This is a genomic window from Bacillus cereus G9842 (assembly GCF_000021305.1).
Lineage (GTDB): Bacteria > Bacillota > Bacilli > Bacillales > Bacillaceae_G > Bacillus_A > Bacillus_A thuringiensis_S.
Genome location: NC_011772.1, coordinates 1859224 through 1877973 on the forward strand (window position 1 = coordinate 1859224; position 18750 = coordinate 1877973).

Consider the following 18750-nt stretch of genomic DNA (forward strand, 5'->3'; position numbering starts at 1 on the left):
ATTTCACGTAATACAAATAATGGTATTTTGTCATGAGGTGGAGGGTTTTATGAGAGTGGACATGTATCATACGAAAGTATTGAAGGCGCTCGAATCAGAAGATTACATTTCAGTACGAAGAAGAGTGCTACGTCAATTAGTAGAATCGTTAATTTATGAGGGGATTATTACACCGGTTCGCATAGAAAAAGAAGAACAAATTCTTTTTATAATACAAGGACTTGATGAAGAAGACAAAAGTGTCACGTACAAATGCTATGGCAGGGAACGGATGACATTTGGACGTATTTCTTTAGACTCATTAATAGTAAGAGTCCAAGATGAACAGCAAGAAATACAATCTGTCTCGCAATTTCTAGAAGAAGTTTTTCGAGTTGCTAGTGTAGAACAAGCCAAATTAGATTCTTTTATGCACGAATTAGAACAAACAATATTTAAAGACACGATTGCACAATATGAAAGAAATAATAAGAAAGAATACAATCAAAAATCTTACGATGAGTTTGAAAGCCATTTAATAGACGGCCATCCATATCACCCTAGTTATAAAGCTCGTATTGGATTTCAATATCGTGACAATTTTCAATATGGATATGAATTTATGCAGCCAATAAAACTCATATGGATTGCAGCGCATAAAAAATACTCCAGTGTAGGGTATGAGAATGAAGTAATTTATGACGAAATTTTAATAGAGGAGATTGGTGAGCGTAAATTAGAAGAGTTTATGGAGCGAATTTGTAATCGGGGATGTAATCCAAAACAGTACGTGTTTATACCTGTTCATCCTTGGCAGTGGGAGAATTTCATCATTTCAAATTATGCGGATCATATACAGGGTAAATTTATTATTTATTTAGGAACATCAGAGGATGAGTATTGCGCACAACAGTCAATGAGAACGGTAAGAAATATTACGAATCCAAAGAAACCGTACGTTAAATTATCGATGAATTTACTCAACACTTCAACACTCCGTACGTTGAAACCGTATTCTGTTGTGAGTGCACCAGCAATATCAAATTGGTTAAGTGATGTTGTAAGTAATGACGCCTATTTAAGCGATGAAGCACGTTTAATCTTGTTAAAGGAGTTTTCCAGTGTAACGTATGACACGAATAAGAAAGCTATATATGGTTCATTAGGATGTATTTGGCGCGAAAGCGTTCACAAGTATTTAGATGCACAAGAGGACGCAATTCCTTTTAATGGTTTATACGCTAAAGAGAAAGATGGTACACCAATTATTGATGCATGGTTGAACAAATATGGAATGAAGGATTGGCTACAATTACTTATTCAAAAAGCGATAATACCAGTTATACATCTTGTTGTAGAGCATGGCATCGCACTGGAATCACATGGACAAAATATGATTCTAGTCCATAAAGAAGGGGTGCCTGTTCGTATTGCGTTAAAGGATTTTCATGAAGGGCTTGAGTTTTATCGTCCATATTTGAAAGAAGTTGATAAATGTCCCGACTTTACTAAAATGCATAGAACATATGCGAATGGAAAAATGAATGATTTCTTTGAAATGGATCGCATCGAATGTTTGCAAGAGATGGTATTAGATGCACTTTTCCTGTTTAATTTAGGAGAATTAGCGTTCGTACTTGCGGATGAATATGGATTGAAAGAAGAACGTTTTTGGATAATGGTTGTTGAAGAAATTGAAAATCATTTAAGAATATATCCACATTTGAAAGGTAGATTTGAAAATATTCAATTATATGCACCTACATTCTATGCTGAACAATTAACGAAACGTCGATTATATAGGGATGTGGAATCGCTTGTTCATGAAGTTCCAAATCCATTGTATAGAGTAAGACAACTTATGAAACAAAAATCAGTTGTTACAGGGGGAAATTATGCTAATCGTTAATAAACAAGAGTATAGCAAAAGTGATTTTGAATTGAGATTACAAGTTTATGCGGAAATGGAACAATTTCAAAAAGCAGAAGGAAATAGATTTGCACTTTGTCTGAAAGATCCATTCGATATTATTACGCTTGTGTTTTTCTTAAAAGAAAAGAAATCATCAGTATTACTTATACATGAAGATACGCCAAAAGAAACAGCTATTGAAATGGCAAAGCGTGCAAATTGTGTAGGAATTTTATATGGAGAATATGGGGATTTTACAAAATTAGAAGTAGGGAACTTTTTACTAGAAGAGCCTTCTTTATTGCAATATAGTTCTGGAACTACAGGGGAACCGAAATTGATTCGTAGAGCATGGACAGAAGTTGATACGGAAATTACCGCTTATAATGAAGCTTTAAACTGTGGAGTAGATGAAGTGCCAATCGTTATGGCTCCTGTTTCACATTCATACGGACTAATATGTGGTACGTTATCAGCAATTAAGAGGGGGAGCAAGCCTGTAATCATTACGAACAAAAATCCTAAATTCGCATTAAATATAGTTCGTAATACAGAAAAACATATCATATATGCAGTGCCACTTATGTTACACATTATGGGGAGTTTTCCATTAGGAACGTTTCGGTTTCATAAAATTATGACATCCGGATCGCCTTTGCCAGAAGCACTATTTTATAAACTAAAAGAAATGACAACATTTATGATGCAGCAATATGGTTGTTCTGAAGCAGGTTGTATTAGTATATGTCATGATATGACAAGCCATTTAGATTTAGGGAACCCTCTACCTCATGCGAGTATAAGCATAGGTTCAGATGAAAATGCACCGGAAGAAATCGTCGTGAAAATGAACGATAAGGAAATTTTCACGAAAGATTTAGGGTATAAATCTGAGCGTGGCATTCATTTTATGGGGCGTATGGATGATGTAATTAACGTTTCAGGATTAAAAGTCTTTCCTATAGAGGTAGAAGAAACAATGCTTCGATTGGAAGGTGTTCAAGAGGCAATTGTATATCGAGGGAAACATCCTGTGATGGGCGAAATAGTTAAAGCGAAAGTGATCTCTCATGTTGATCCAGTGCAAATAAGAGAATGGTGTATTCAGCACTTACCTTCTTATAAAGTTCCGCATGAAATTGAAAGTGTAAATGAAATTCCTAAAAATAAAACGGGAAAAGTAAGTAGAAAGTTACTAGAGATGGGAGAGGTTACAACATGAGACGGGAAGCGTTAAAGAATGCCGTGTTAAAAATTATGATAGAAAAAATGGAACTGAAAAATGTAACGCATTTAGAAGAAACGATGCGCTTAAATCAAGATTTATATATAGATTCGGTAATGATGTTACAGCTTATTGTATACATAGAAATGGATTTAAAGCTATGCGTTCCAGAGGATGAGGTAGATCCAAAAGCATTTCTTACTGTAGGATCTTTGCTTGATTTTATGGAGGAGTTACAGCCGTTACAGGAAGTAAATGTGAATAACTAACCTTTAGGAAAGTGGATGAGAGTATGACTTCAATTAAAGTGCACTGTTTAGTGAGTTGTTTTTGTGAAATTATAAAAAGGCGTAGCGACATTGATTTTCGTCCATTTTATTTTGGACTATGGGATGGAGATTTTGATATAACAGAAGGCGGAATTATTTCATATCACTCTGAAAACATTAACCATGATCATTATTTACTTTGGTTTGAAAAATTGTACGGTATTAAAGTAAACGAATGGTATGATCATGCAAAAGATAAAGATAGCAATGTAGAAATGTTTTTAGAATTAGTAGAAAACAAGCCGGAAAATCGTTATATCATTGTAATGGTTGATATGTCTTTATTGCCAGAGAGGGAAAATAAATTTCATCAAAAACCGTTTCCGCATTATTTAATGATATCAAAAACAGAGAAAGAAGAAGAGTGGTTCATGCTAGATCCTGATTTTCGTTGGGAAGGGAATATGGAAAGAGAAAAAGTACTTCACTCTGTTCAAGATAACCCATTTGGTGGAGGGTATTTCATTGATATAGAAAGAATTGGGGAGCCAACGCAAGAAACAGTAGCTAGTTATTTCACAGAAACATTCAAAAAGAACGACAATGAACTGACTATGGAACTAAAAAATGTAATTGTAAAAATGGCAAATGAGGAAGAAGGGTATACGCTTTCTGGACTTGTAGCAGCAGTAAAACAAATACCAGTACTTGCAATTCGTAAATATAGTTATGAGCATGCCTTTGCATACTTCCGTGAAACGTTGCAATATTCGGAGCAAGAATTTGATTATTGGTGTGATCGGGTAGAGGATATTGTACAAGGATTTACAAATGTACAGTATCGTGCAATTAAAATGGCAATGACGAATAATAAAGGTATGCTAGTATCGATTATTGAAAAACTGGATGAAATGAATGCAATTGAACTGCAAATTAAGAAGGAATTAGAGAGACAGTTTCTATCATGGAAAGGTATGAAAACAAATCAGTCTGTCGTAACTCTTTAATAAGCTAACTGAATTTAAGATAGGGGAGTTTAATGCTATGAAATATTCGCTATGTACCATTTCATTTCGTCATCAATTAATTTCATTTACTGACATTGTTCAATTTGCATATGAAAACGGTTTTGAAGGAATTGAATTATGGGGGACGCATGCACAAAATTTGTACATGCAAGAACGTGAAACGACAGAACGAGAATTGAATTTTCTAAAGGATAAAAACTTAGAAATTACGATGATAAGTGATTACTTAGATATATCATTATCAGCAGATTTTGAAAAAACGATAGAGAAAAGTGAACAACTTGTAGTACTAGCTAATTGGTTTAATACGAATAAAATTCGCACGTTTGCTGGGCAAAAAGGGAGCGAGGACTTCTCGGAACAAGAGAGAAAAGAGTATGTGAAGCGAATACATAAGATTTGTGATGTGTTTGCTCAGCACAATATGTATGTGCTGTTAGAAACACATCCCAATACACTAACGGACACATTGCCTGCTACTATAGAACTATTAGAAGAAGTAAATCATCCGAATTTAAAAATAAATCTTGATTTTCTTCATATATGGGAGTCTGGCGCAGATCCAATAGACAGTTTCCATCAATTAAAGCCGTGGACATTACATTACCATTTTAAGAATATATCTTCAGCGAATTATTTGCATGTGTTTGAACCTAATAATGTATATGCTGCAGCAGGAAGTCGTATTGGTATGGTTCCGTTATTTGAAGGTATTGTAAATTATGATGAGATTATTCAGGAAGTGAGGGATACGAATCTTTTTGCTTCCTTAGAATGGTTTGGACATAACTCAAAGGAGATATTAAAAGAAGAAATGAAAGTATTAATAAGTAGAAATTTAGAAGTAGTAACTTCATAATGTGAAATGATGTGAGAGTCTCGTTTAGAGGCTCTTTTTTTATCGTGAAATAATAACCAAAAATTTCCATGTATTTTAATTTGAATTTTACACAATTTATATATAAATAAGGAGGTGATTGGTAATGGCTAGAAATCGTAATTCTAATCAATTAGCATCACATGGAGCACAAGCGGCTTTAGATCAAATGAAGTATGAAATTGCACAAGAGTTCGGTGTACAACTGGGAGCTGATACTTCTTCACGTGCAAACGGTTCTGTAGGCGGTGAAATCACAAAACGCCTAGTAGCGATGGCAGAACAACAGCTTGGTGGCGGATATACTCGCTAAATGTAGAAGGTTATAGGAGAAAGGAAGGATTCTTCCTTTCTTTTTTTTTCAATTAATTGGTATGGATATATAGCGAACAGAATTCAAAGAATAGAAGTAATACTATATTTTACCCAATTTCTTTTGTTGTGAATGGGAAGTATTAAAGATGTAATAGCCCTGGTGGAATGAAAATTATGTTCCAGCAGGGCTATTATATGGTAAGAAATATATGATGAAAGGTTCCGAAATCAACATGTTAAAAAAAGAAAACTGTTGTTTAATTGCGCTTGCATCAGTTCCACTTGTCATGACATTAGGGAATTCAATGCTTATTCCAATCTTGCCGACAATTGAAAAGAAATTACATATTTCATCGTTTCAAGTATCCATGATTATTACAATTTACTCTATCGTAGCCATTTTACTTATACCGATTGCTGGTTATTTATCAGATAGATGGGGACGAAAGATGGTAATGGTTCCGAGTTTGCTGATTGCGGCTATAGGAGGAGCGATAACTGGTTGGGTATCTTGGAAAGTTGATAATCCCTACATTTGGATACTAATGGGTAGAGCGATTCAAGGTATTGGTGCTGCTGGTGCAATGCCGGTTGTTATACCGTGTGTTGGTGATTTATACAAAGATGAAAAACAAGTTAGTACAGGTTTGGGAATCATTGAGACATCCAATACATTTGGAAAAGTGCTGAGCCCTATTTTAGGATCTGCTCTTGCTGCCATTGTATGGTTCTTACCATTTTGGGCGATTCCAGTTTTATGTGTCGTATCAATTGTTTTATTGCTGGTATTAGTAAAGGCAAAAAAACAAGAAGGGGAAGTACCACCACTAAAAGAGTTTATTCAATCTATTATCTCTACGTTTCGAGAAAAGGGAAGATGGTTAATTGCCATTTTTGCATTAGGTGCAATTATTATGCTTATTTTATTCGGAATTCTCTTTTATTTGTCGACTATACTGGAATCAAAGTATGACATTCATGGTATATGGAAAGGGTGTGTGCTTGCTATCCCGTTACTTGTACTGTCACTTAGTTCATATATGGCCGGTAAAAAAATTGGAGATAATCAAAATGTTATGAAGAAGTGTATTTATATTGGTTTTTTAATGGCAGCTGCATCAGTCATCATTCCTTTATTTATAAAAGGGATTTATTTACTACTTCTTTGTCTTGTTATTATGGGGATAGGAATTGGTATGGCACTCCCATGTTTAGATGCCCTCATTACACAAGGAATTGAAAAGGAGCAAAGGGGAACGGTTACGTCATTTTATAGTTCAATGCGATTTATCGGTGTAGCAGCTGGACCACCTTTATATTCTTTTTTTATGAAAGGGGCGGACCATGAAGTGTTTTATTTGACAAGTATTTTTGCTGCCATTGGTGCTGTTATAGCAATCATTTGGATTAAACCAGCAAAAGATGAAAAGACGGTAAAACAGAAACCGGAACCTACTTCATAATTTATAAGAGAATTGCATGATGTTTTCAGTAACATGCAATTCTCTTACGTTCATTAAGAATAAATAACTTGTTTTAACATATAAAGCGCGACACCCCATATGATGAGACCAGAAAATTTATTTAATAATAAGATTGCCTTTCCGGTTGAGTCTAGTCTTTTTAGAAATTTCCCCGCTAAAGCTAAGCTTATAAACCAAATCCAAGAAACGATAATAGTTGCAAGTGTGAAAGCCCATTTTTCACTTCCTATGTATTGAATAGAATTTGTTCCAATTACACCGATTGTGTCTAAAATTGCATGTGGATTTAATAATGAGACTGATGCTGCGAAAAGGATTTGCTTTTTTAAGGGCATACTTTTTTCTTGTTTTACATCGTTGGAAGGGTTACTTCTCCAAATAACAAAGCCCATATATAGGAGAAAGAAAAATCCAATTATATATAACGAGTTAGTTAGCCAAGAAAAAGTAAGGAGTACAAGGGAGACACCTTGCACCGCAATCAATATGAGTAACGTATCACATATAGAGGCAGTTAATACTACAGGGGCTGCCCTCCAAATGTTTGGTTGGCTCGCACCTTGGTTAAAGACAAAAACATTTTGTACACCTAATGGAATGATAAGTCCAAATGCAAGAATGATACCATGAATAATTGCTTCACTCATCATATTACCTCCTATTTTAATTCATTATGATAGTGTATATTGTATAGAAGAAATGAAAATTTGTATCCATCCATATGGTTGGGGAGGTTACCAACCAAAAAGAATATAAGGTGATATGATGGAAAGATTCGTTTGGAAACCGAATATGTCTCTAGCGACGCCGCTGTATAAACAAATAGAAACGTATATAAAAGAAAGGATCGTTAATGGAGAATGGACCGTTGGAACAAAATTACCTTCACAAAGAGATTTGGCCCATACATTTGGTGTGAATCGAAGCACAATTGTAATGGCTTTCGATGAACTAGTTGCGAAGGGATATATTGAAGGGAATGGCAGGAAAGGAACAATTGTTGTAAATAATAATGAGAATGCTTCAACTTACGCACCCCCGCCTAATTGGCAGTCTTATGTAGAAACAGGAGTTCATTATCCGAATCTCCCAGCTATTCAAGAGATTAATCAAGCTGAATTTTATCCACATGTAATTCGGTTAGGAACAGGTGAGCTCGCGCCGAGTCTCTTACCTGAGACAAAGATGAAAGAAATTATGAATAAGCTTTTAAAGTCAAATGTGACGCTTGGGTATGAAGAGCCGAAAGGAAATCTTTATTTAAGGGAAAAGATTTCCGAATACTTAAAGGGGCATGGTGTATATGTATCTCCTGACTCTATATTAATTGTTTCGGGAGCAATTCAAGCGCTGCAACTTATTTCTATGGGGCTTCTTTCGAAAGGGGCATCAATCTTATTAGAGAAACCATCCTATTTATATTCACTTAATGTTTTTCAATCAGCAGGAATACGTTTAATTGGAATCCCAATGGATGAGAGTGGCTTACATCCATCATTTATTGAGAAATATAAGAAGCAATTTAATGCCTCTATTTTATATACAATTCCGTCTTTTCATAATCCGACGAATTTTAGTATGGATACTAAGAGGCGAAAAGAAATAATGGAAGTATGTAATGAAATTGGATTACCTATTATAGAGGACGCAGTGTATCAAGACTTATGGTTTGATGCACCTTGTTCAAAACCTTTAAAAGCCTATGATAAAAATGGAATCGTATTACATATTGGAAGCATGTCCAAAGTAATTAGTCCAGGTTTAAGAATTGGATGGATTGTTGGACCCGAGCCAGTAATTCAAAGATTGTCAGACATAAAAATGCAAACAGATTATGGTTCAAGCTCTATATCCCAGCAAATTGCAGCAGAGTGGTTTACAAATGGTCTATATGATGAGCATTTACGATTTGTAAGAAGTGAATTGAAAAAACGAAGAGATTTTATGTTACTAATGTTAGATAAATATCTTCGTGAAATAGCAACTTGGCATGAACCAACAGGTGGGTTTTATATATGGGTACATATAAAAGTACCCATTTCATATCGTAGTTTATTTGATAAAGCTCTGCGAGAAAAGGTTTTATTAAACCCAGGTACTTTGTATGATAGAAGTGCAAATCAATTTTTGCGCCTATCATATTCATATGCAACGTTAGAAGAAATTGAAATAGGTATAAAAAAACTTGCACAACTAATGAAAAAGTAAGAGGAGAAAGTCATGAAACAATATGTAATTTGCCAAATGATTGGTGGACATAAATACTTAGCTGCTTATGCGGAGACGAAGCAAGAGGCGATTGAAAAAGCAGAACTGTTAGGATTAAGAACGGGAAATCGTTACATAGTTATTACTGCAGAAGAAGCCGAAGGGTTAACGTATCCTTAAACAATGTACGAGATTATGTAGGAAGTAAATAAGCCTAGTAATATAAGAAATTACTAGGCTTATTTACTATTAGGTTGTTAAACGTTCTCGTATTTATATGCAAAGTAATAATATTATGAGTCAAGTTGACGGAAAAATCGATTTGTCTTTCGGTCTTGATTCCCTTTTCTATATTCATCAATATATTGCCTAAAGTTCCAAGCTTGTAAAAATTTATTAGCAGAGTTATAGCCAGAATTGTAAAGCCATTCTTTTTCTTCCTTTGTCAGTTCAAAATTAGTACTTGTAATCGTTCCTGTTGGAATTGTAATGGTTCTTGCTTTTGATTCCTTATCTAAATGACGTAAATCATGGGCTTGCATCATTGTTTTAAATAGTCCTTTGAACATGGAAATAGGCTCGTTATAGCGAGCAGGGTCAGCTTGAATTTCATCCTTTACAAAATGAAATCCGAAAGTCGGCCAGCGAGGAGCGGTAGGTGAATCGAAGATCCAAATTGGATAATTACTTAGAATTCCTCCATCAACCATATAACAAGGCTGCTTCCATTTTGGAGTTCTCCATTTTACGGGTTCAAAGAAGAAGGGGATTGTACTACTCATTCTTACCGCTTTAGCAATAGAGAAGCGATAATTTAAAAATCCGTAGTTTGGTAAGTCGTCAGGAAAGACAACCATTTTACCATTACTAATATCAGAGGCGATGATTTTGAGTTTGTTTAGATCTGGTAAATCAGTAAATAAATGAACACCTTTTTTCCGAAGTAATTCTTCAATCCATTCTTCTATAAATACATTAGAGTATATACCTAGAGTAGTCCATGCACTTAGTCCCTTACCGATAAAAGGAATTCTATCAATAAAAGTTCTTTTCATAAATTTATTATAATCAATATCAGTTATAATCGTTTTTAACTCTGAACAAGAATATCCTGCCGCTAGGAGCGCTGCAATAATCGAACCAGCCGATGTACCAGCTACACGTTCCCATTCATAACCTTTTTCGGCTAACGCGCAAATTGCCCCAACATGCGCAATACCGCGCACACCGCCTCCTTCAAAAACACCATCAATCTTCATTAAACATACTTCCTTTCGAATAAAAGATTTGGAAATGGCAAAAAAGCACGTATTGTACGTGCTTTTTTTGCAATAGTTTTTAAGTTTACTAGCAGCCTACAAAGCCGCCCCAACAACTAGCTCCGATGATGATTAGAAGGATAAATAAAACGATTAATAAAGCGAAACCTCCGTAACCACAACCGCCGCCACCACCGTATCCGTAACCACAGCAACTATATCCGTAACCCATGTGGAATTCCTCCTTATATTTAAAAATGAACGAGGGGAAAATGTACTGGAAGAACTAAAGAATTATCGTGTTTGTAGGAACAATGTATAGTATGCTTATTTAAACTTGTTCGCGTACGAAGAATAAGCCCGTTTTTTGGAGGCTTGTTGATTTTGTAAAGAATGAAGTATAATCTTTGTACTAAGATACAAATAAGTATGTAAATGTAAGGAGAATTTATGAATAAAAAAATTGAAGTATTAATTGATAAATATGAACTAACACACTTGAAAGAGGAACTTATTAATACTATATTTCCTTGTATAAAAGTTGTGCCAAAGCAGCAGGAAACTGTTGCGATAGGTAGTTCGAAAATGGGGGGATTTCCAGATTTACCAGCTTTATTTGAATATCCAAAGCATAAAGGAAATTCACTACAATTTATCGCACAATTTAACTTAAGTGATTTACAAAATGTTGGTATGGATCACAATCTTCCTAAAACGGGGATGCTGTATTTCTTTTGCATTGAAAATTATTTTGAAGAAAATGTGAACCTAACAGAAGCTGGGCATGTACTTTATTATGATATTCCTGTAGAGCAATTACGAAGAGAAAATCAAATACAAGCGAAATATAACCAGTGTGCAATTACTTTTGAACTGACATACAAATTACCAGAACTTTTCATTGAAGATGAGGCTGATTCAGATCATTTCTTGCAATTACTTGAAGAGCTAATTCCGGATAACTACGATAACCATCAAATGTTTGGTGAGCCATTCTCTGTACAAGAAGAAGTGTTATATGAGACAGGAGAATATATGGGAGTAGACCCGAAGCAAATGACTCTTTTATTCCAAATTGATTCAGATCATAAAAATTGTAATATGGTTTGGGGAGAACTAGGAATGCTATATTTCTGCATTAGTAATGAAGATTTGAAAAATCGACGTTTTGAAAATACATGCTGCGTATTACAAACTTGCTAATGAAAAAAGGTTGTTCTTTTTAAAAGAACAACCTTTTTATGTGAATTAGTTAATATGCATAATCTCATATGACCTATACGAAAAAGTATTGTATACTCTGAAACTATACGATACTTTTTCGTATAGTTATAGAATATAAGGAGTGACAAGATGGGAAAGACAAGTAAGTATGTGACAGCTGCCGCACTTTGTTCAACTATAGTAATGGGAGGCTTACAAGCGTCATCTGTATCTTATGCAGCTACAAATCCGACTACAGTGACAGCACAATCAGATGTAAAGTTATTAGATGATTTCAGAAAAGAATTAAAAAAACAGATTGATAATCGAGAAGAAAATATTACAATCACATATAAAACAAAAGATAGAAATGCTAGAAATATTATGGATCAATTGTATGGTGAGTTTAATAAAATTGTAGATGCTGATGAGTATGTAAAATATAATGTAGCGTCTACTAGATATTCTATTAAAGGAATGCCAGGGGACTATACGTTTACACTGCAAGTAAAATACCGTGAATCAAAAGAACAAACTCAATATGTAAAAGCTCAGGCGAAAGCAATTGTTGGATCAATTGTAAAACCAGGGATGGATGAGCATGAGAAAGTAAAAGCTATTCACGATTACGTTGTTAAGCATGTGTCTTATGATACGTCTTATCAAGCGTATACGGCATATGAAGCATTAGCGAATCGTTCTGCCGTTTGCCAAGGATATACACTATTAACGTATGAGTTGTTAAAAGAGGCAGGTATTCAAAATCATATTGTAACAGGCACAGGAAACGGACAAGCTCACGCGTGGAATTTAGTAAACATTGAAAACAAATGGTATCACCTAGATACTACATTTGATGATCCAGTACCAGATAAAGCAGGGCGTGTAACTTACTCATATTTTAATATGTCTGACGAACAGTTAAGTAAAGATCACGACTGGGATCGTAGTAAATACCCAGCAGCAACTACAAGTTATTTTGGTGAATTAACAAATAAAATAAAAGCTGGTAGCTCAAAAACTGTCGTATATGAGCAAATGTTAAAAGAAACAAATTTACAATACTTATCTGCGGAATACGGAGCAGAAAATTATAATGAATTTAAGAAAAAGTTACAGCAACAGTTTACAGCCAAACCAGAAAAAGTAGAAGTACGATATAAGCAGTCCATGGATGGAGCGATGCAAGATATAAAGAAAGTATTAAATGAAATAAATTGGCCAAAAGGTGCAAAGCGTGTGTCTTATCAAGTAGCACCATATAGTGCAATGGCCGGTTATTCATTAGCGACAATTACATTTACGTATTAAGTAATGAGAAAGAGCATCTGTAAAAGATGCTCTTTTTATATTTGTTGTTTAATTTAAAAAATTGTTAATTATGTGATAAAATAAAAAGGAGAAGATGTGAATGCTGAATGAACTTGTTCGAAAGTAATATATTTACATTGATATATACTTGTTTAGTAATCAGACTTATCATTTTGTTTTTCATATCATTTACTTTGTTTATTAGAAGAGTATTACAAAGCAGCGCTGCAAAGAAACACTATGTAATTAATATGAACCAGAAGCTAGATCGAATTATTGAGTTGCTTGAAAAAGATAAGAAATAGTGATAGAAGTATGAAAAGGGGAAAGAGAATGGCCAACTATATAAAAGAATTACGTGAAAAAGTAGGGCATGATTATGTTTTCTTAAATTTTGCCGGTGGTTGTGTATTTAATAAAGAGGGAGAAGTATTATTGCAAAAAAGAGGAGACTTTAACGCTTGGGGATTTCCAGGTGGCGCAATGGAGATAGGAGAATCGGCTGCGGAAACTGCGATTCGAGAAATAAAAGAAGAAACCGGGTATGATGTAGAAATAAATGAGCTTATTGGAGTGTATACAAAATATTTTCAATCATATCCAAATGGAGATAAGGCACAGTCAATTGTGATGTGTTTTTCATGCTCAATAGTTGGAGGCGACAAAAAAGTAGATGGTGATGAAACGTTAGATTTGAAGTTTTTCCCGTTAGACGACATGCCACCGTTATTTTGTAAACAACATGAAGATTGCTTGCAAGATTTATTGGAGAAAAGAGTAGGGGTATATCGCTAACATAAAAAAAGAAGCTAAAAGATTAGCTTCTTTTTTTATGTTCTATTTCCACCAATCATCAAACATTGACGCTGGTACTTGTCTTTTATGCTCACTTACTGTGTAACGTTTTTCAATTTTCTCTGCAACGTCAGCTGGAACTGCTTTACCTTCTAAATAATCATCTAATTGATCATAAGTAATACCTAACTCTGTTTCATCAGCTTGACCCGGTTTTTCATCTAATAAATCAGCTGTTGGCATTTTTAAGTACAGTCGCTCGTCTGCACCTAACTCTTGTAATAATGCACGTCCCTGGCGCTTCGTTAATCCCGTTAATGGTAATAAATCTGCACCACCATCTCCGAATTTTGTAAAGAACCCTGTTACAGCTTCTGCAGCGTGATCTGTTCCGATAACAAGTAGCCCTTTTTGTCCACCAATTGCATATTGTGTAACCATACGGATACGAGCTTTCACGTTACCTTTATTGAAATCAGTTAATGATTCACCTAATAAGTTCTCGTATTGATTTGAAAAAGCATCAACGGTTGAAGCGATATCAAATGCAGTTGATTGATCAGCTTGAATAAATTGTAACGCTAATTGTGCGTCATCTTCATCCTTTTGTACTTTATAAGGAAGACGTACAGCGATAAACGTTGCGTTACCACCTTCGTTACGAATTTCTTCAACTGCAAGTTGTGCTAAGCGTCCTGCTAATGTAGAGTCTTGGCCGCCGCTAATCCCAAGTACAAATCCTTTTGCACCTGTTTTTTTTACATAATCTTTTAAGAAATCAACTCGTTTACGAATTTCAACTTTTGGATCAATTACAGGCTGAACATGTAATGCTTTCATAATCTGTTCTTGTAATGTCATTATATTTTCCTCCTATTCATATTAAAGCGGTAAAAAAAATTATGTATTATATTGGTACATACTTCTATCCTTTATTATTTCGCAAAACTAACGAATATACAATAGGATGTGTGTATGAATATGAATGTAGTCATTATAAATAAAGTACTACGCATAATCAATTTTTTTAAACCTTTCAAAAATGTCATGTAATCTGGTGAAACTTTTATTTTTGTAATTGTCTTATTATTTTGAAAAAAATCATCTTCCATCATTTGATAATATTCTCCTCATAAACTTATTTTTCATGGTAAAATATTCATAAAAAAGAATTTGTGAGGAGAATGAGGGTTGAAGCAAAAAAGATTAATACAAGACCTTCAAGGGCTTTATGCTGATAAAAAATTAATACCATTTGTTGGTGCAGGTTTATCATATCCTTTTAAAATTCCTACATGGGGACAAATGATTAAAGAGATTTCTAATCGATTTAAGGATGATGAGAGCTTTCACAAGCCAGTTGTAGCATTAATTGAAAAGGGGGATTATGATTTTGCCCTTCAATATTTAATGAATATCTACTCTTTAACGGAAAGGGATATTCAAGAAGAAATTAAAAATATAATAAGAGAGAAGCGAATACAACTTGATGCTCCTCAATCTCATAACTATGTGGATTTAGCAAATCTAGATTTTAACACTGTGGTTACTACTAATTATGATGATCTTTTACGAATCTACTTAGGTCAAAAAGGATTTATAGCTCAAAATTTATGTTCTACTACTATTAGTGCCGAAGAATTAAATGATCAGAGTTTTACAAAGAGAATTTGGCATTTACATGGAGACATCCATGATACTGGAACAATTGTTATGACCAATCAGAAATACCAAGATTTATATTCAAATAATAAATTTGAAAGATTTTTCTCTTTGCTATATGCAAATTATCATTTTTTAATGATTGGTTTTTCATTTGATGATGAATATATTAAAAATTTCTTTGAATCTTATGTTACGGATTATCATTCAAAACATTATCTTATTTTAAATAAGCCATCACAATCTCTTATACAGGATTTAAACAGTAGGTATCGAGTTGAGGTGTTAAGTTACGAAGCTACAACTGATGAAGAGCATGTGATAGAAATTCGTAAATTATTGGAAGAAATAAGTAAAAAAAAAGATAGTGGTGAAATAGATGATTCATCTTCTTCTGGGGGTAGCCATTTTTTAGAGAAGTTAGAATTGGAAGATAAAGAAGAATTAGATAAGAGTTTATTTTGTAAAAAGATAAAACTTGAAGAAATTGATAATTTTACTTTGGAGTTAAGTAAGGATTATTTTTTTCAGGCAGAATCTTATCTTAGGTATTTGAGAAGAAATAATTATGAGGAAGGGTTTATTAGATCTCTTTTAAGAATAGTAGATATAAAGTATAAAGAGCTATATAAAGCTGAATACTTACCGAAAGGTGAGAGTCAGATATTAATAGATTCAGTACATTCAGCATTGAATTCAATAAATTATGGACGATACGAAGAACAAATACATAAGATTAAACCTCTAGAGTCAGAAAACAAGGGATTTGTGCATATACTTGCTGATGATATAAAAGAAGATGTTTGGTGGGGAGAGAAGAGGGAATTGGATGTCTGAACTTACAGGGAATGAAAGGAAATTACCATTATCAATCGATTTTCTATACAATAATAATCTATTAGATATGTTCAATATGCTGTGTGTATTGTATGAATTCCGTCAAAGGAAAAGCGGTGTATCTGTAGACGAATTGACATTTTATTTAAGTATTGCTACTTCAGATAATTTCGAACATATTTTAAAGTTTTTTGAACAAGGAAATGAGGATATCTATTCAAGTGTTGAAAGTAATTATTATTATTACGAACCTAAAATTAGATTATTAATATTAAAAGCAAGTAACTTAGAATTAATATCTTTTATACCAACTAAAAAGAAGATAGATTATAATTTTAAAATGAAAATTTCTTCTATTGGTATTGAAAAAATAGAAAATTTGGAAAATGTTTTTTTCAAATACTTAATTTCGAGGATGGAAAAAATAAAATTACAAGTGAAATATAATAAATCCAATTTATCTATATTGCAGGGTGGTATCTTATGAACAAGAAAGTAAAAATAAATAAATTAATTATTGAAGGGGATGAATATAAAAGAACCATAACATTCGATGAATCTTTAACGATTATTTCTGGAGATGGTTGGTCAGGGAAATCTTTAGTTCTTAAGTTAATAGATTACTGTTTAGGGAAGAGGGACAAATTTAATTTTAATGTACAAGAAGAATTAGGTTTATATTGCAATGAGGTTTATTTAGAAATTGAATTGCCGAACCAAAAAGTTACAATATTAAGATCACTAAAGAAAAATCATACAAAAATTTACTTGTATTATTCTACTTATGATGAAAGAAAATCTTATTTACCAAAAGTTATAGATTATGGCGAGTTAGGAGATATTTTATTTGGCTTATTAGACATTCCAATTATAAATAGGATTAAGAGCAAGGCGAAGTCAAATGAGAAAACAACTGAGCGCCTATCTTTTAGAGACATTATGAGGTTTGCTTTTATTCCACAACAAGAATTAGGAACTAATATTTTTTTAAAGAATAATGATAAATTTACTTCTTATAAGAATACCCCGACGTTTGAATTAATACATAACTTATTAAACCCAGATGCAAATAGTATAAATGAAGAAATTGCTAATACAACAAATTTAATTGAAAAATGTAAGAAAGATATTAATACATTTCAACAGTATTTAGATGTAAGGGATGCTGGAGATATTATCCAACTACAAGAAGCAATAGATGAGTTAAATTCGAAAATTGAAGATAAGAAATCTGAAAAACAAGAATATGTATCTGCGTATAAAGAAGCTAACGAAAAGCAGTCATCAATGTATGAAAAATTAAAACAGGAAACATTGGAAGTGGTTAACAAAAAGAAAGAGATTCTTAGGAAGAAAAGAGACCTAAACGTTTCTTTAACAAGTAAGGAAGAGTTAATGACTCATTATCAGGAAGAATTAAAACAATTAAGTGCTACTGTGGAAGTTATGCATTTAGTAAAGATTGAAAATCATATAAAAAATTGTCCATTATGTAACTCTGAACTTATACATAAAGATGAAGATATATTTGATTATAATCTTACTGATCAATTGAGAAAACAATTAGAGGGAAAAATAAAGATCTTAGATAATACAATTGCCCTAGTGAATGAAAAAATAAATGATTTGGAGAAGGAACATGCAAATTTTGAAGACCGAGAAAAGGTTTTATCTATTGCATTAGAAGAGTATACTCAAAAAATATCTATACCAAACTTTTCTGAAATTGAAGTGATTAATCGAATTATAATAGAATTAGATAGTAAATTAAACTCATATAAAGAATTAGTAGGGATACATAAGAAAATAAGACAACTTGAGATAGAGAAAGAGGAATATAAAAAGAAGCTTGGAGCACTAGAGGTCTCTTTGCAGAGCTTGCTGAATGAAGTGGAAGATGAGGAAGTAATATTAGAGTTTTTGAATAAGAAATATATTGAATTATTACAGAAATTTAAATATCCTGCGACAGCAGAAAAAGCATATATAGATGAACAATCGTATATGCCATGGTATAATAATGCAAGTGTTTTTTCACATGATAGTGGCGGTCTATTGATGAGTATACAATTATCCTATTTAGGGGCAATCTTACTCTGGAAAAGTAAATTTCCAGAGAGACAAAATCACCCTGGATTCCTGCTATTAGATTCATTAAGTAAATATATGGGGACTAATAGTGAAGGTGAAAATGCAGATACACTAGATCCAGAAAGTTATAAAGCAATTTATGAATTCTTAATTGAGTTATCAGAACATATACAAATAATTGTAGTGGAAAATACCCCACCTCCATTTGTACAAAAATACAATAAGTATAAATTCTATAGAACAGAAATGCGTGGGCTTATTAATCCTAGGTTAAATGAGAAATAATTTTTATAAT

At 33.2% G+C, this 18750-nt stretch carries 20 protein-coding genes; 16 read left to right on the forward strand and 4 right to left on the reverse strand.

Annotated elements, in window-relative coordinates; translation table 11 throughout:
* The first annotated feature begins 49 nt into the window (after positions 1–49).
* The 7 genes from BCG9842_RS09345 to BCG9842_RS09375 all read left to right on the forward strand — a co-directional run bounded on the left by BCG9842_RS09345 (position 50) and on the right by BCG9842_RS09375 (position 7068).
* Positions 50–1888, forward strand: a complete 1839-nt coding sequence (locus tag BCG9842_RS09345; RefSeq protein WP_001261818.1) for an IucA/IucC family protein — start codon at positions 50–52, stop codon at positions 1886–1888.
* A complete protein-coding gene (locus BCG9842_RS09350; RefSeq protein WP_000909565.1) occupies positions 1875–3113 on the forward strand; it encodes an AMP-binding protein in 1239 nt (412 codons plus the stop codon). The genes BCG9842_RS09345 and BCG9842_RS09350 overlap by 14 nt, the downstream gene beginning before the upstream one ends.
* A complete protein-coding gene (gene asbD, locus BCG9842_RS09355) occupies positions 3110–3385 on the forward strand; it encodes a petrobactin biosynthesis protein AsbD (RefSeq protein ID WP_001250559.1) in 276 nt (91 codons plus the stop codon). Before BCG9842_RS09350 ends, asbD begins: the two co-directional genes overlap by 4 nt.
* A 23-nt stretch (positions 3386–3408) precedes the next feature.
* On the forward strand, positions 3409–4392 hold the full coding sequence (locus tag BCG9842_RS09360) for a DUF6005 family protein (protein WP_000200700.1): 984 nt from the start codon (positions 3409–3411) through the stop codon (positions 4390–4392).
* A 37-nt stretch (positions 4393–4429) separates the two neighbouring features.
* Complete coding sequence (locus tag BCG9842_RS09365) at positions 4430–5272, forward strand: sugar phosphate isomerase/epimerase family protein (protein ID WP_000877678.1); 843 nt, start codon at positions 4430–4432, stop codon at positions 5270–5272.
* A 124-nt stretch (positions 5273–5396) separates the two neighbouring features.
* Positions 5397–5603: an alpha/beta-type small acid-soluble spore protein gene (locus tag BCG9842_RS09370; RefSeq protein ID WP_000113545.1), complete on the forward strand. Its 207-nt coding sequence runs from the start codon at positions 5397–5399 to the stop codon at positions 5601–5603.
* A gap of 235 nt (positions 5604–5838) precedes the next feature.
* Positions 5839–7068: an MFS transporter gene (locus tag BCG9842_RS09375; protein WP_002083274.1), complete on the forward strand. Its 1230-nt coding sequence runs from the start codon at positions 5839–5841 to the stop codon at positions 7066–7068.
* 53 nt (positions 7069–7121) lie between these two features.
* Here the strand turns inward: BCG9842_RS09375 and BCG9842_RS09380 are convergent, their stop codons facing one another.
* Positions 7122–7736: a LysE/ArgO family amino acid transporter gene (locus BCG9842_RS09380; protein ID WP_001287302.1), complete on the reverse strand. Its 615-nt coding sequence runs from the start codon at positions 7734–7736 to the stop codon at positions 7122–7124.
* A 118-nt stretch (positions 7737–7854) separates the two neighbouring features.
* Between BCG9842_RS09380 and BCG9842_RS09385 the strand changes: the two genes are divergently transcribed.
* Positions 7855–9297, forward strand: coding sequence for an aminotransferase-like domain-containing protein (locus tag BCG9842_RS09385; protein ID WP_000439418.1), 1443 nt, complete (start codon positions 7855–7857; stop codon positions 9295–9297).
* A 12-nt stretch (positions 9298–9309) separates the two neighbouring features.
* Positions 9310–9477: a DUF3933 family protein gene (locus BCG9842_RS09390; protein WP_000816388.1), complete on the forward strand. Its 168-nt coding sequence runs from the start codon at positions 9310–9312 to the stop codon at positions 9475–9477.
* Positions 9478–9590: 113 nt separating this feature from the next.
* Here BCG9842_RS09390 and BCG9842_RS09395 read toward each other — a convergent pair whose 3' ends face one another.
* Together BCG9842_RS09395 and BCG9842_RS09400 are read right to left on the reverse strand one after the other, a co-directional pair.
* Positions 9591–10556: a patatin-like phospholipase family protein gene (locus tag BCG9842_RS09395; protein ID WP_000686798.1), complete on the reverse strand. Its 966-nt coding sequence runs from the start codon at positions 10554–10556 to the stop codon at positions 9591–9593.
* An 88-nt stretch (positions 10557–10644) separates the two neighbouring features.
* A complete protein-coding gene (locus BCG9842_RS09400; protein ID WP_000540420.1) occupies positions 10645–10788 on the reverse strand; it encodes a YjcZ family sporulation protein in 144 nt (47 codons plus the stop codon).
* A 218-nt stretch (positions 10789–11006) separates the two neighbouring features.
* On the opposite strand from BCG9842_RS09400, the gene BCG9842_RS09405 reads away from it, so the two are divergent.
* The 4 genes from BCG9842_RS09405 to BCG9842_RS09415 all read left to right on the forward strand — a co-directional run bounded on the left by BCG9842_RS09405 (position 11007) and on the right by BCG9842_RS09415 (position 13865).
* A complete protein-coding gene (locus tag BCG9842_RS09405) occupies positions 11007–11759 on the forward strand; it encodes a YwqG family protein (RefSeq protein ID WP_001034830.1) in 753 nt (250 codons plus the stop codon).
* Between the two features lie 150 nt (positions 11760–11909).
* The gene (locus tag BCG9842_RS09410) at positions 11910–13070 is read left to right on the forward strand and encodes a transglutaminase domain-containing protein (RefSeq protein ID WP_000520851.1); all 1161 of its coding nucleotides are present in this window, start codon (positions 11910–11912) and stop codon (positions 13068–13070) included.
* 107 nt (positions 13071–13177) lie between these two features.
* Positions 13178–13375: a DUF4083 domain-containing protein gene (locus BCG9842_RS29565; RefSeq protein WP_042597862.1), complete on the forward strand. Its 198-nt coding sequence runs from the start codon at positions 13178–13180 to the stop codon at positions 13373–13375.
* Positions 13376–13403: 28 nt separating this feature from the next.
* Positions 13404–13865 carry an NUDIX hydrolase gene (locus BCG9842_RS09415; RefSeq protein ID WP_000024996.1) on the forward strand — a complete coding sequence of 154 codons (462 nt, stop codon included), beginning with the start codon at positions 13404–13406 and terminating at the stop codon, positions 13863–13865.
* A 42-nt stretch (positions 13866–13907) separates the two neighbouring features.
* Here BCG9842_RS09415 and nadE read toward each other — a convergent pair whose 3' ends face one another.
* Positions 13908–14726, reverse strand: a complete 819-nt coding sequence (nadE, locus tag BCG9842_RS09420) for an ammonia-dependent NAD(+) synthetase (RefSeq protein ID WP_000174897.1) — start codon at positions 14724–14726, stop codon at positions 13908–13910.
* Positions 14727–15056: 330 nt separating this feature from the next.
* Here nadE and BCG9842_RS09430 point away from each other — a divergent pair, with 330 nt between their 5' ends.
* Genes BCG9842_RS09430 through BCG9842_RS09440 form a run of 3 tightly spaced genes read left to right on the forward strand, consistent with a single transcriptional unit; the run spans position 15057 to position 18740 of the window.
* On the forward strand, positions 15057–16364 hold the full coding sequence (locus tag BCG9842_RS09430; protein ID WP_000810876.1) for an ABC-three component system protein: 1308 nt from the start codon (positions 15057–15059) through the stop codon (positions 16362–16364).
* Entirely contained in the window at positions 16357–16851 is a 495-nt protein-coding gene (locus BCG9842_RS09435) for a hypothetical protein (protein WP_001293119.1), read from the forward strand. The genes BCG9842_RS09430 and BCG9842_RS09435 overlap by 8 nt, the downstream gene beginning before the upstream one ends.
* Positions 16848–18740: a hypothetical protein gene (locus BCG9842_RS09440; RefSeq protein WP_001036915.1), complete on the forward strand. Its 1893-nt coding sequence runs from the start codon at positions 16848–16850 to the stop codon at positions 18738–18740. The genes BCG9842_RS09435 and BCG9842_RS09440 overlap by 4 nt, the downstream gene beginning before the upstream one ends.
* The last annotated feature ends 10 nt before the right edge of the window (positions 18741–18750 follow it).

Bases quoted from the DNA above. Each gene is read 5' to 3' on its own strand.
- BCG9842_RS09345 (WP_001261818.1), top strand. From the start codon at position 50: ATGAGAGTGGACATGTATCATACGAAAGTATTGAAGGCGCTCGAATCA.
- BCG9842_RS09350 (WP_000909565.1), top strand. From the start codon at position 1,875: ATGCTAATCGTTAATAAACAAGAGTATAGCAAAAGTGATTTTGAATTG.
- asbD (WP_001250559.1), top strand. From the start codon at position 3,110: ATGAGACGGGAAGCGTTAAAGAATGCCGTGTTAAAAATTATGATAGAA.
- BCG9842_RS09360 (WP_000200700.1), top strand. From the start codon at position 3,409: ATGACTTCAATTAAAGTGCACTGTTTAGTGAGTTGTTTTTGTGAAATT.
- BCG9842_RS09365 (WP_000877678.1), top strand. From the start codon at position 4,430: ATGAAATATTCGCTATGTACCATTTCATTTCGTCATCAATTAATTTCA.
- BCG9842_RS09370 (WP_000113545.1), top strand. From the start codon at position 5,397: ATGGCTAGAAATCGTAATTCTAATCAATTAGCATCACATGGAGCACAA.
- BCG9842_RS09375 (WP_002083274.1), top strand. From the start codon at position 5,839: ATGTTAAAAAAAGAAAACTGTTGTTTAATTGCGCTTGCATCAGTTCCA.
- BCG9842_RS09380 (WP_001287302.1), bottom strand. From the start codon at position 7,736: ATGAGTGAAGCAATTATTCATGGTATCATTCTTGCATTTGGACTTATC.
- BCG9842_RS09385 (WP_000439418.1), top strand. From the start codon at position 7,855: ATGGAAAGATTCGTTTGGAAACCGAATATGTCTCTAGCGACGCCGCTG.
- BCG9842_RS09390 (WP_000816388.1), top strand. From the start codon at position 9,310: ATGAAACAATATGTAATTTGCCAAATGATTGGTGGACATAAATACTTA.
- BCG9842_RS09395 (WP_000686798.1), bottom strand. From the start codon at position 10,556: ATGAAGATTGATGGTGTTTTTGAAGGAGGCGGTGTGCGCGGTATTGCG.
- BCG9842_RS09400 (WP_000540420.1), bottom strand. From the start codon at position 10,788: ATGGGTTACGGATATAGTTGCTGTGGTTACGGATACGGTGGTGGCGGC.
- BCG9842_RS09405 (WP_001034830.1), top strand. From the start codon at position 11,007: ATGAATAAAAAAATTGAAGTATTAATTGATAAATATGAACTAACACAC.
- BCG9842_RS09410 (WP_000520851.1), top strand. From the start codon at position 11,910: ATGGGAAAGACAAGTAAGTATGTGACAGCTGCCGCACTTTGTTCAACT.
- BCG9842_RS29565 (WP_042597862.1), top strand. From the start codon at position 13,178: ATGAACTTGTTCGAAAGTAATATATTTACATTGATATATACTTGTTTA.
- BCG9842_RS09415 (WP_000024996.1), top strand. From the start codon at position 13,404: ATGGCCAACTATATAAAAGAATTACGTGAAAAAGTAGGGCATGATTAT.
- nadE (WP_000174897.1), bottom strand. From the start codon at position 14,726: ATGACATTACAAGAACAGATTATGAAAGCATTACATGTTCAGCCTGTA.
- BCG9842_RS09435 (WP_001293119.1), top strand. From the start codon at position 16,357: ATGTCTGAACTTACAGGGAATGAAAGGAAATTACCATTATCAATCGAT.
- BCG9842_RS09440 (WP_001036915.1), top strand. From the start codon at position 16,848: ATGAACAAGAAAGTAAAAATAAATAAATTAATTATTGAAGGGGATGAA.